The organism is Shewanella maritima, assembly GCF_043643735.1.
Taxonomy (GTDB): Bacteria; Pseudomonadota; Gammaproteobacteria; order Enterobacterales; family Shewanellaceae; genus Shewanella; species Shewanella maritima_A.
In genome coordinates this window covers 60,713-72,894 of the sequence record NZ_JBHZSM010000018.1, presented here as the reverse complement: position 1 = coordinate 72,894, position 12,182 = coordinate 60,713, and the positions used below count along the sequence as shown (strand labels likewise).

Annotated in this window: 10 protein-coding genes and 1 pseudogene; 6 read left to right on the top strand and 5 right to left on the bottom strand. The window is 40.5% G+C overall.

Annotation, left to right across the window (positions count from 1 at the left end; genetic code table 11):
* Nucleotides 1–495 precede the first annotated feature (495 nt).
* From ACHUGF_RS16270 to ACHUGF_RS16260, 3 genes are all read left to right on the top strand, one after another.
* Nucleotides 496–1,688 (top strand): IS3 family transposase gene (locus ACHUGF_RS16270; RefSeq protein WP_394132792.1). Its coding sequence is split into 2 segments (ribosomal slippage): nucleotides 496–801 and nucleotides 804–1,688, totalling 1,191 coding nucleotides; the frame shifts between segments, so codons are not numbered across the junction.
* 135 nt (nucleotides 1,689–1,823) lie between these two features.
* Nucleotides 1,824–2,285, top strand: a complete 462-nt coding sequence (locus ACHUGF_RS16265; RefSeq protein ID WP_394132790.1) for a methyltransferase family protein — start codon at nucleotides 1,824–1,826, stop codon at nucleotides 2,283–2,285.
* Nucleotides 2,286–2,441: 156 nt separating this feature from the next.
* Nucleotides 2,442–2,786, top strand: coding sequence for an antibiotic biosynthesis monooxygenase family protein (locus tag ACHUGF_RS16260; protein ID WP_394132788.1), 345 nt, complete (start codon nucleotides 2,442–2,444; stop codon nucleotides 2,784–2,786).
* Between the two features lie 33 nt (nucleotides 2,787–2,819).
* Here ACHUGF_RS16260 and ACHUGF_RS16255 read toward each other — a convergent pair.
* Nucleotides 2,820–3,155, bottom strand: a pseudogene (locus ACHUGF_RS16255) (transposase); the annotation flags it as partial.
* 262 nt (nucleotides 3,156–3,417) lie between these two features.
* On the opposite strand from ACHUGF_RS16255, the gene rcsF reads away from it, so the two are divergent.
* Nucleotides 3,418–3,789, top strand: coding sequence for an Rcs stress response system protein RcsF (gene rcsF, locus ACHUGF_RS16250; protein ID WP_394132786.1), 372 nt, complete (start codon nucleotides 3,418–3,420; stop codon nucleotides 3,787–3,789).
* Nucleotides 3,790–3,959: 170 nt separating this feature from the next.
* Here rcsF and ACHUGF_RS16245 read toward each other — a convergent pair whose 3' ends face one another.
* Nucleotides 3,960–5,249 (bottom strand): acetyl-CoA hydrolase/transferase family protein, encoded by a 1,290-nt coding sequence (locus ACHUGF_RS16245; protein ID WP_394132784.1) that lies wholly within the window; start codon nucleotides 5,247–5,249, stop codon nucleotides 3,960–3,962.
* 396 nt (nucleotides 5,250–5,645) lie between these two features.
* Between ACHUGF_RS16245 and ACHUGF_RS16240 the strand changes: the two genes are divergently transcribed.
* A complete protein-coding gene (locus ACHUGF_RS16240) occupies nucleotides 5,646–7,028 on the top strand; it encodes a coproporphyrinogen III oxidase family protein (RefSeq protein WP_394132783.1) in 1,383 nt (460 codons plus the stop codon).
* A gap of 87 nt (nucleotides 7,029–7,115) precedes the next feature.
* Here the strand turns inward: ACHUGF_RS16240 and dsbB are convergent, their stop codons facing one another.
* A complete protein-coding gene (dsbB, locus tag ACHUGF_RS16235; RefSeq protein ID WP_394132781.1) occupies nucleotides 7,116–7,631 on the bottom strand; it encodes a disulfide bond formation protein DsbB in 516 nt (171 codons plus the stop codon).
* A 69-nt stretch (nucleotides 7,632–7,700) separates the two neighbouring features.
* Nucleotides 7,701–9,293, bottom strand: coding sequence for a sodium/proton antiporter NhaB (gene nhaB / locus ACHUGF_RS16230; RefSeq protein WP_394132779.1), 1,593 nt, complete (start codon nucleotides 9,291–9,293; stop codon nucleotides 7,701–7,703).
* A 496-nt stretch (nucleotides 9,294–9,789) separates the two neighbouring features.
* Between nhaB and fadR the strand changes: the two genes are divergently transcribed.
* Nucleotides 9,790–10,509, top strand: coding sequence for a fatty acid metabolism transcriptional regulator FadR (gene fadR, locus ACHUGF_RS16225; protein WP_394132778.1), 720 nt, complete (start codon nucleotides 9,790–9,792; stop codon nucleotides 10,507–10,509).
* 110 nt (nucleotides 10,510–10,619) lie between these two features.
* Here the strand turns inward: fadR and ACHUGF_RS16220 are convergent, their stop codons facing one another.
* Entirely contained in the window at nucleotides 10,620–12,173 is a 1,554-nt protein-coding gene (locus tag ACHUGF_RS16220; protein WP_394132776.1) for a SpoVR family protein, read from the bottom strand.
* Between the last annotated feature and the right edge of the window lie 9 nt (nucleotides 12,174–12,182).

The window sequence follows — 12,182 nt, the reverse complement described above, 5'->3', positions numbered from 1 at the left end:
CAACACCATGAATGCTAAAAACTAATTTGGCTAAATCAATGCCAATTGCTTTAATTAAGGACATATGGACTCTCCTTGATTGAATGTTTGCACTTTCAATATGGCACATAGCGGCCAATTGGTAAGGGGAGTCCATATCATTCGTTAGCAGGCTTTAATATTTCTTTTGTTGTTGGTGTTTATTTTTTGAATTTATTGCTCGTTGTAAATTCAAAACCTAAATTTGGTGTGTAACTTTTCAATTAATGTTTAATTGCGCAAATTTAATATTGTATTGTCGGGCAGCAATAGATTTTAACTTGTGTTGTAACAAATTAAATTTGCTTTTGGGTATGTTGTTTAATTTAAGCATGGTGCTTTTAAGTTGCTGTTAAATCAAACCTATTGTACGCTGCAACTTGGTCTTTATTAAAGGCAGCTAACAAGCAAATAAACAGGGACACTGCTATTCCCCCGCTTTAGTGGACACCTCCTCATCACTTTGAGGAGGCAAAAATGCCCAAATATACCCAACCAAGAAAAACCTGGTTTTACCCAGTAAAGTTCAAAATCAAAGCCGTCAAATTAAGCTTACGAGACGATGTCATGTCAAAGGAAGTTGCAGAAGCACTCGATATCCATCCGTTAATGCTAAGTCGTTGGCGAAAAGAGTATAAAGAAGGTAAGTTTTCTAAAGTACCTCGCTACCAAAGCAGCAATCAAATTATGAGTAAGCTACCTACTAAAAGTGAACTGAATGCACTTCAGAAATTAAAGAAAGAAAACGAGCGGCTTAAGCTGGAGAATGATTTGCTAAAAAAGTGGCAACGGTATCTGGCGGAAGTACATCAGAACGATTTGGATTCATCCAAAGGTTCGGGCAAACCTTAGGCGTTAAATACCTGTGTTCTTGGCTTAATGTTTCTCGTAGCGGTTATTACGCTTGGCTTAAGCGCCCGATATCTAACCGTCTACTTTCAGACGCGAACTTATTGTCAAAAATAGAACAGGTCTTCAACGCGAATCATCAAACCTATGGTAGCCCAAGAGTATTTCATGCCCTGAAAAAGGAAGGGATAATAACCAGCGAAAAACGGGTGGCTCGATTGATGCGAGAGAATGACTTGAGAGCCCGAGCAATAAAGACCTACAGTAAACCTGCGAAGGTAAAGTTCTTCTATAAAGAAATTGAGAACAAGCGTAAAGACATTGAAAAGCCGACAGAAATCAACCAGCAGTGGTCAGGTGATGTGACTTACTTAAAAGTTGGTGCGCGTTGGCATTATCTAGCTGTCGTTATCGACTTGTACTCACGTCGAATAATAGGTTGGGCGTTTGGCAAAAACAAAACAACAGAGCTCACACTCAAGGCTCTGAGACTCGCGATAAAGAAAAGACAACCAAAAGATAGCGTGCTATTTCACACTGACAGAGGAGCTGAATATCGTGCCCTCGTGGTGCAAAAGTATTTAGCTAATCACAACATAAAACCAAGTATGAATAGGCCTGGATACTGTACAGACAATGCTGAAGTGGAGTCTTTCTTTCACTCACTTAAAGCGGATTTAATTAGAGGGAATAGGTTTGAAAGCAGCAGTAAATTACATTCTAAATTAAAGGGTTATCTCAACTATTTTTACAATAGACAGAGATTGCATTCGAGTTTAGGATATAAATCACCTGTTGAGTTTGAAATGACAGGAAATTGAAACATGGACGGTGTCCACTTTATCGGGTGAAGATCACACGTAACAGTTGGCTTTCGTTCGTTCCTCACTATTTTAGCCAACATTACTTAGCCCATTATTTGGGCGTTAGGCTTCATGTTGATATGGAATGTCAGAATGGACTTTTTGAAACTTAAAATACCACCGTTGTTTGTGTTATTGCTTTGCGCTTCATTGACTTGGTGGCTTAGCGATAGCGGCGAGAATGCGTTATCTCTTATGAGTTTTGGAGTTGTATTTGGACTCTTGCTTGGTTTGCTCGCAGGGTTGGTTTGTTTTTTGGGCGTTTGGGAGTTTAAATCAAGTCGTACGACAGTAAATCCTATGACCCCAAAATCCTCTAGTAGCTTAGTTCAGAGTGGTATCTATAAGTACACACGAAATCCGATGTATCTGGGTTTTGCTATGTTCCTCGTTGCTTGCGCATTTGTACTTGGTAGCTTCAAAGCTTTGTTGGCAACACCTTTGTTTGTTGTTTACATCACCACATTTCAAATTAAGCCCGAAGAAGCAGCATTGGAGCAACTGTTTGGGGGGAGTTATGTTGAATATAAAACAAGGGTACGTCGTTGGCTTTAAGCCTAACAAAGCATTTAAGAATGACTCCGTAACGCGGCGTTATGTGAATGGCGATAAATAACAGGATCTATCCCCAAATTTCTCACTAAAACTCATATGTATAGCAACTCCAATTCAGTAAAATACCTGAATATATTAGTCCTAATTTGGTGAACTATGATCGCAGTAATTTTTGAAGTACAGGTGGCTGAGGGTAAGACTTCTGAGTATTTAGATATCGCAAGTGAATTGAAACCGTTGCTCTCAGACATTGATGGCTTTATATCAATCGAGCGTTTCCAAAGTCTAACAAATGGCAGCAAGGTTCTATCTTTGTCATTTTGGCATGACGAAGAGGCAATTCAAGAGTGGCGTAATCTAGAGTCTCACCGATTTGCTCAATCAAAAGGCCGTGATGGTGTTTTTGAAAACTATAGGTTGAGAATTGCTGGTGTCATCAGAGACTATGGTATGGACATGCGTGCCGAAGCTCCAAAAGATAGTATTGATGTACACGGCTAAAATTCACATAACAAGAGACTAAGGCGTCAATAGCTAATTTTGAGCTTTTGGCGCTTCCCATATTACACCATCTCTTAGCATCGAATTAAGTGTTACAACCATCTTTCTGATACAGGCAATTATTGCCACTTTCTTTGGTTTTCCAGCAGCGACTAATCGCTGGTAAGTTTCTTTGAAAACTGGGTTTGATTGAATCGCAAACATCATTGCCATATATAAGACAGTTCTTATTTGATGTCTTCCTCCCTGAATTTTTCTTTGGCCTTTGAAGCGGCCGCTTTCTTTATTCATTGGGGCTACACCGACTAATGAGCTGGCTTCTTTATTGTTGACATAGCCAAGCTCAGGTAGGTTACTGATGATGCAAGCAGTTTAACCTAATCACTCTTCCAGCATTCAAGCATGAACAGTTTTGTGATGACTTGAAAATGACAAATATAAGCTGAGTACACCGAAATTCCATCAAATCTTGCTCACAACCCTTATCCTCATGCGCCATTGGTCATTCGAATAGATACTGTTACTTGTATCGTCACTAGAAGGCAGCTATCATGTTGATTTATAATGGATGTCTTGATTTTTTGTTTGCTTTTTGGGTTAGTAAAACGATATAAAATAAATGGAGTTATAGATGTTAAGAAAGGGACTACTGTTAATTTCGATACTTTGCCTTGCATCTTGTACGGTAAGAACAAATTTAGGTGGCTACGTGAAGTCACAGGCTCAAACTGAAGCAAGAAGTCAAAGTGTGGAGGTATACGGAGCCAATGAAATTTTTAGCTATAACACAAGGTTCCTTGGTCAGGTTGAATCTGATTTTTGTCAAAATGAGAGGTTTGCTGAGTTACCTTCTAAGAGTCAGTTACAACGAACCTTAAAGGCAAAAGCTCAAAAGCTTGGTGGTAATGGTATCGTTTATGGTCAATGTAAGACAGGGCGTTTTTACACTGGCTGCGATAAATATATGAGCTGCGAAGGTTCGGTTTATTTTATTGAGTTTTAGGCTTTCTTGTTACCTAGCATTCACACATTTACTTCATCAGTATTGGTGCATTTGTAATGGATAACTGAATCTAGAGCTGTTCAGTTATCCAGCTAAGCACTATTCAAATGTTCATACTGTTCAAAGCAAATACACATGAACCTCATACTTCGCTCTAGTACTGAATATGTTTAGTCTAATTGAAGGTGCCATTGTTGGTTAACTTCTTCGCGGAGCTGTTCTCGGAATTTCGGGTGAGCAATAGCAATCAATGCCTCTGCTCGTTCGCGTATTGATTTTGCACGCAGGTTTGCAACACCGTATTCTGTGACTACGTAATGTACATGGGCGCGAGTTGTGACTACGCCTGCACCAGGTGATAACACGGTTGAAATGCGTGATATGCTGCCATTTGCGGCAGTGCTCGGTAAGGCTATGACTGAGCGTCCCCCTTCAGATAAACCTGCACCGCGAATAAAGTCCATTTGTCCGCCAACACCAGAATAAATTTGCGTGCCTAATGAGTCTGCACATACTTGTCCAGTGACGTCTACTTGTAATGCGGAGTTGATTGCCATGACGTTTGGGTTTTTACGTATGATAGCCGTGTCATTTACTTGTTCAATATCCATAAATACAACTGCAGGGTTGTCATCTACATAGTCATAAAGTTTTTGGCTACCTAGCGCAAAACCTGTGACAATCTTGCCAGGATATACTTTCTTTTTTCGGTTGGTGATGACTCCTTGCTCAACGAGTTTGAGTACGCCATCTGAAAATAACTCTGTGTGTATGCCTAAGTCTTTATGCTCGGTTAAACAGGAAAGCACTGCGTCGGGAATGGCACCAATCCCCATTTGTAAACAATCGCCGTCTCGTACTAACTGTGCCACATTTTTACCTATGGCTAAGCAAGTCTCGTCAGTGTCGGCCATAGGATGCTGAGGCAAGGCTTGTGATTGATGATATACCGCGGTAAAGCGCTGATAAGGAATAAACCCATCGCCATGCGTACGTGGCATTAATGGATTAATATGGGCAATGATTTTCTTGGCGGTTTGGCATGCTGCCAGTGTTGCTTCTACTGAAATGCCAAGTGAACACATGCCGTGTTTATCTGGTGGTGACACTTGGATCAGCGCTGTATCAATTGCTTGCTCACCTGAACGAAACAGCTTAGGCACTTCTGATAGAAAAATTGGCACATAGTCTGCGTTGCCATTAGCAAGTAGTTTACGTGTGGGTTTACCACCAAAGAAACATCGATGACGCAAGTGTGGTAATAAGTTAGGTGAACTTAATGATTCAGCGCACTCAGTATGCAACTGCATCAAGGTTAATCCTTCACGGGTGAGGGCATGTTCGGCCAATGCATCTAGCAGCACTTTAGGTGTTGCGCCCATTGAATGAGTCCATAAGGTTTCATGGTTATCAATGATTGATACTGCATCAAGTGCGGTTGTACATACGATTGGCGTCATTTGTTTACCCATTAATATATTGTTATTGGAGTAATCTAATCGTCTAAGCTGGCTCAGTCTATGTTCACGCGTTCAATAGCTCGCTATTATTGAGGTGTAAATGCATTGAATTGTTTACATTGAAATTAACAACATGAATCATGAAATTGTATCAGTTCACATTTAACACAAAGCTGAGGGATGCCTCTCAAATGTGACAAGTTATTTTTGTGACTTGTAATGGGTATTGATATGTAAGTATGTGATTTATATCTACTTCCTAGTGCAAACGCTTATCTAATATGTAGTAATTTGTATCTTCACGGGAAGGTTATCATTTTACCTTGCTACTTTAGCTTATCTTAATTGTATCAATTCTCTGCAAGTTAATTATGCCGTCAATACGAGGTGCAAATAATGGACTTGTTTAGAAACTCAAACAGTGGTGAGGGGCTTATGCCGATACGACAGTCTAAAACAGTAATCAATTTGGCAAGCCAAAGCCTAGATTGGGTGATGGGTAATAATATTCGGCAGGCGCTAAGTTTAAATGATGCGGTTGAACTAACTGATGTTGCTAAGTTACACGTACCTGATAAACCCATTGAAACGCTCTATATACATATTCCTTTTTGCCACACACTTTGCCGTTTTTGTTCGTTTCATAAAGTGAAATTTGATGAGACCTTAGCGCGGCAGTATTTTAGTGCGTTAAGAAAAGAAATTCGCGAAGTCATTGCAAAAGGCTATCGCTTCAATCGGGTCTATATCGGTGGCGGCACAACGACCATCTTAGAAGATGAATTAATCGGCTTGATTGAGCTGATCAAGTCGCTGACGCAAATCCGTGAGGTCTCAACAGAAAGTGATCCTATCTACTTTAAAGAAGGTAACCCGCATTTATTAAAAGGCTTAGTGGACCGTATTTCTGTCGGTGTACAAAGCTTTGATGACAATATTTTGAAAGCCAGTGGTCGGTTTGAAAAATTTGGCAGCAGTTTGCAGCAAGCAGAGTATGTCAGTCGAGCGATAGATGTTATTCCAACAGTAAACTTGGACTTAATGTATGGCTTTAATGTGCAAACTCCAGAGTCGGTTACTAAAGATATTGAGCAAGCAATAAGATTAGCGCCGGAGCAAATTACTACCTATCCACTCACGATCGGTATTGGTAAAAATCGTAAAAAGGCTGGCAAGTTATCAGGTAAAAATGAAGACTTATGGCCGCAGTTTCTAGCGGCTAAACAAGCCATGGGCGATAAATATGTAATGGAGTTCCCATGGACTTATAGCCGAAACAGCGGCCAATCTAACGACAATAAATATGTGTTGGATGGTGAGGATTGTTTTGGTGTGGGCTCGGGTGCTTTTGGCCGATATGGTGAGCAGTTTAGGATTTCAAGTTTTGATATTCCCCATTATATTGAACGTATAAATAAGGGCTTATCAGGAACTTGCTACACCAAACCATTAAGTCAGCAATCATTATTACAGCATCACTTATTGATGATGATGGGGCATGGTTTGCTAGATAATCAGCAGTTCAAAGCTCATACTGGCAAGTCCTTGTGGCAAGCTTTCCCTATTGAATTGGCTTATTTACGCACAATAGGAGCCATCCAAAAACAAGGTGACAACTATACCACCACGACCGTAGGCCAGTTTATCGCATTAAAGATGTTTTCAGGCTTCCTTGCGGGAATGGATTATTTACGCGATCAGGCAAGAGAGTTGCCTACTGCTCAATTGTCGAATGCCCATTTAGCCCAAGACTTTTGTTTACAGTCAAAGGCTATCTAGCTGCCATATAAGTAGATGAACGACTAGCAAAGCTACATCACTCAGATGTAGCTTTTTTATTTGAATAATAAAGTTATCGTCAACAGCTTAACGACTTCTGATAGGTTTGAGTGTCGGTAATAGCATGACCAACCACACGAGTATATAAACCGCAAACGCTATCATCATATATTGAGTCATCGAGATTGATAGGAATGTCCAAGGTGTGTCACTGCACATGCCTGTTGGTTCAAACACAGCCGGTAACCACTTATCCAGTGGCATAAAATCAGGAAAATCAGGGAAGAAAGAACAAGTGGAAAAAGGCGAGGGATTGATCTGCATCTCGTTGAGTTCATAAGCAAGTTTAAAGCCCCATACTGCTGAAACGGCCCAGCCGATCATGCCAACAAACCTCACGAGCCACAGTTTTGGCGCTAACATACCTACAAGGCCTGCAAGCATGAGTCCCAACACGGCTACGCGAACATAAATACACATAACACATGGGTCTAACTTCATCACGTATTGAAAAAATAATGCAGCAAGTTGCAGGGCAAGACCACTTGCAAATAACCAACCCCATGCGTTTCGTGTTTGACTAAAGCGCGCTAACATTCCCAAAATCAATTCCTTTTAGTGATAAAAAACACCCTCATTTGAGGGTGTTTTAAATTTTATTTCAAGCTAAATTTAGTGTCCTGATGTTACAGCATCAGTTATCTCTTTTGCTGAATGGTGCATCAAGATATGAGCATCATACATACTTTGGGTCATATCGACTAGAAGCCCTGATTGAATGGTAAGCACACCGACTACTGAAAGTACGATAGTGTACGGCAGAGCCATCCAAACCATTCGACCGTATGAAAGCCTGATAAGTGGCGCAAGCGCAGAGGTTAGCAAGAACAAGAATGCTGCCTGACCATTTGGTGTTGCCACTGAAGGTAGGTTAGTACCTGTATTAATGGCAACGGCAAGTAGGTCAAACTGATCACGGGTGATTTGGCCATTTAATAGGGCAGTTTTCACTTCGTTAATATAGACAGTACCAACAAATACGTTATCACTAACCATAGATAATAAGCCGTTAGCGATATAGAAAATCACTAACTGCATATTGCCATCATAACTTAACGCCCATGTGATGACTGGAGTAAACAAATGTTGGTCAATAATTACACCCACAATCGCAAAGAATACGGCTAATAGTGCAGTAAACGGCAATGCCTCTTCGAATGCTTTACCTAATGCGTGTTCATCTGTTACACCATTGAATGCAGTGGTCAAAATAATCACAGATAAACCAATTAAACCCACAGAGGCTAAGTGGAAAGCCAGGCCAACGACTAGCCAAACGCCAACTAAAGCCTGAACAACCAGTTTAGCTTTATCTTGTTTGGTGCGGTTTCGATCTTCATATTCAGCGTAATCGCTTAGAATACGGTGAACAGCATCAGGTAATTTTGCGCCATATCCACAAATTTTGAATTTCTCTACCAAGAAACACGTTGCAATGCCGGCAATTAAAACAGGCATAGTGACAGGCGACATACGAATAAAGAATTCACTGAACTGCCAGTTTGCTTGCGCGGCAATAATCAAATTTTGCGGCTCGCCTACCATGGTACATACACCACCTAAGGCTGTACCCACACCAGAGTGCATTAATAAGTTACGTAAAAATGCGCGGAAATCTTCTAGTTCTTGGTCATTAAGTTGACCTTGCTTTTCATTTGTATGGTCATGGGAATTGTTGCAGCTGAAGTCTTTTCCGGAAGCGACTTTGTGGTAGATAGAGTAAAAACCAATGGCAACAGCAATGATGACGGCAATGACTGTGAGAGCATCGAGGAAAGCAGATAGGACTGCTGAAGCAATACAGAACATTAATGACACGACAATCTTAGAGCGGATTTTAGTGATCATTTTGGTAAATGAGAACAGCAAAAGCTGCTTCATAAAGTAAATGCCTGCCACCATAAAGATAAGCAGAAGCAGCACTTCAAGATTGGCTTCAATTTCGTGCAGCACTTGGCTGGGGGAGGTCATGCCGATAAACACGGCTTGTATTGCTAATAATCCGCCAGGTTGTAGCGGATAACATTTTAATGCCATGGCTAACGTGAAAATGAATTCAATCACTAACATCCAGCCAGCAACAAACGGATTAATATAGAAAATTATCGGGTTAATTACTAAAAAAGCCAAGATAGCGTATTTGTACCATTTAGGTGAGTTACCTAAAAAGTTATTAAACAGAGCTAGGCCCGTGGTTGTGGGCATGATTGCCTCTCCAAAAATTGTGTGGTTTCGACTTGCTGCATAGAAACACAGTAGATTATGTCGTTATGATGAATTCGTTGATTTGTCATTGCCAATAGCTGGAATAATTAGTCAACGAAATCAGTTTTTCATTACAAATAAAGTCTACTCACGTTTGTCAGTGTTAAATTGTTTCTATATAGCCTATTTTCGGGCGCATTCTAGCTTAAAATAACCTTAAATGTAACATTTAGAAATGTTGTATTAGTTAATTTTCAGCAATGAAATTAGCTTGTTTGTTTGAAAAGTGAGCGTTTTAGCGCTTTATGCTAGTAACCATGTCTAGAGTATGGATTTGTGATGTTTTATTGTTGTAAAACGGCGTGTGTAATGATTTAACAAGGTAGCAAGTAGAATTAGTTCAATAGGAGATCACCTGCTAATAAACAATGGTTTTTATTTTCCCTGTCTCTGGTATGATCAGTGTAATTATGTCGCAATAGGATGTTTTAGGCTGATGATTATAAATGCTAAAGGGCCTGCTAGTTTCGCTGAGAAATACATTGTACGTTCCATATGGGAAAACAAGTTCCCACCAGGATCAATTTTGCCTGCTGAACGTGAGTTATCTGAACTGATTGGTGTCACTAGAACCACTTTACGTGAAGTGTTGCAGCGCTTAGCAAGAGATGGCTGGCTTAAAATCCAACATGGTAAACCTACTCAGGTGAATAACTTCTGGGAAACCTCGGGTTTAAATATCCTAGAGACGATTGCCGACCTTAATCCTGAAGGCTTTCCAACCTTAGTTGATCAACTGATGGCGGCTCGCGCAAATGTCAGCATTATTTATGTTCGTGCTGCTATTAAGCAAAATCCTGATAAAGCGGCAGAAATTCTAGCAACTATCTATCAACTGGCTGATGATGCTGAAGCTTATGCCGATTTTGACTACAAGCTGCATCATACGTTGGCGTTTGCTTCAGAAAACCCATTGTATGTATTGATCCTGAATGGCTTTAAGGGGTTATACAGTCGAGTGGGGCGTTATTACTTCTCAAGTTCAGAAGCGCGTGCATTATCGTTAAGCTTTTATGTTGAATTAGAGACGTTAGCGAAAGAAGCTAATTATCAAGACGTGCCAAACTTGATGCGCCAAAACGCCATTGAAAGTGGCATTATGTGGCAAAAGATGCGTGATGACATGCCTGAAGATATTGCTAAAGATTTATCGTAATCAGTGCATGAAGGGCGTAGAGCCCGAACACACAACTTGAAATAAAAAGCCAATCTGATGATTGGCTTTTTTGTGGGCAAATGCTGTTTTCAGTTCTCTGTAGGCTTAGATTAAATAATGATGGAGGCTGAACTAGTAACTGCTATTGGTTCAGGTTCCTTGGTTTCTGGACAGCTAGCAAGTTGGGTGACATTGCCACTTTGTTCAATTTGTTCAAGACTGACTTTAAAGCCCCAAAGGCGGTGTAGATGCTTTAATACTTCTGTCATGCTGTCAGCTAAAGGGATGCGGTTATGGGGTGTGTATCGCAGCGTTAATGAACGATCACCGTCAATTTCTACATTCTGTACTTGGATATTGGGTTCAAGGTTTGACAGGTTGTACTGCTGCGATAACTTTTGACGAATGTCTTGGTAGCCTTGTTCATCATGAATAGCAGAAATACTCAACTTTGGTTGTTTATCGTCATCAAGTACACCGAATAATTTGAAATCGCGAATGACCTTTGGCGATAAATACTGACTGATAAAACTCTCATCTTTAAAATTTTGCATGGCAAAATGCACTGAGCTTAACCAATCTGTTCCTGCTAAATCAGGAAACCAGGCTTTATCTTCATCTGTTGGGCTTTCGCATATGCGGCGAATATCAACAAACATGGCAAACCCCAAAGCGTACGGGTTGATTCCGCTGTAATATTGGCTGTTATAGGCAGGTTGAGCGACAACAGCTGTATGACTTTGCAAAAATTCCAGCATAAATTTATCAGTGACTTTGCCGTCATCATAAAGGTGATTCAAAATGGTGTAATGCCAAAAGGTCGCCCAGCCTTCGTTCATCACCTGAGTTTGTTTTTGTGGGTAAAAATATTGCGCCATTTTACGCACGATACGTACTAACTCTCGTTGCCAAGGCGCTAATAATGGTGAGTTTTTTTCGATAAAATACAAAATGTTCTCTTGGGGTTCAGAAGGGAACTGTTTTTTGGATGTTACATTTGGCTGAACATCGCTTTTAGGTACCGTACGCCATAAATCATTTACCTGAGTTTGTAGGTATGCCTCTCTATCTTTTTGCCTTGCTTGCTCTTCACTGAATGAAATTTCACTTGGGCGTTTATAACGATCGACACCATAGTTCATTAATGCATGGCATGAGTCGAGTGTCAGTTCTACTGCCTCAACGCCATGTTTTAACTCACATTGGTGTATGTAGTTTTTAGCAAAAACAAGGTAGTCAATGATTGAACTGGCATCGGTCCAAGTTTTAAATAAATAATTGTTTTTAAAAAAGCTGTTGTGGCCAAAACTGGCATGCGCCATCACCAAAGCTTGCATGGTAATACTGTTTTCTTCCATGAGGTAGGCAATACATGGGTCTGAGTTGATGACAATTTCATACGCTAACCCCATTTGGCCGCGTTTGTAGCCTTGTTCGGTTTCGATAAAACGCTTACCAAAGGACCAATGGGTGTATCCAATCGGCATACCAATACCGGCATAGGCATCTATCATTTGTTCAGCAGTAATGACCTCAATTTGGTTAGGGTAGCTATCGAGTTGATAGTGTTCTGCTACTTTCTCAATTTCGTCTAAATACTGTTGTAGTAGTTCAAAACTCCACTCTGGACCATCACTTAGCGGGGCATGCTTATCGTTATTCATTGTGCCTCC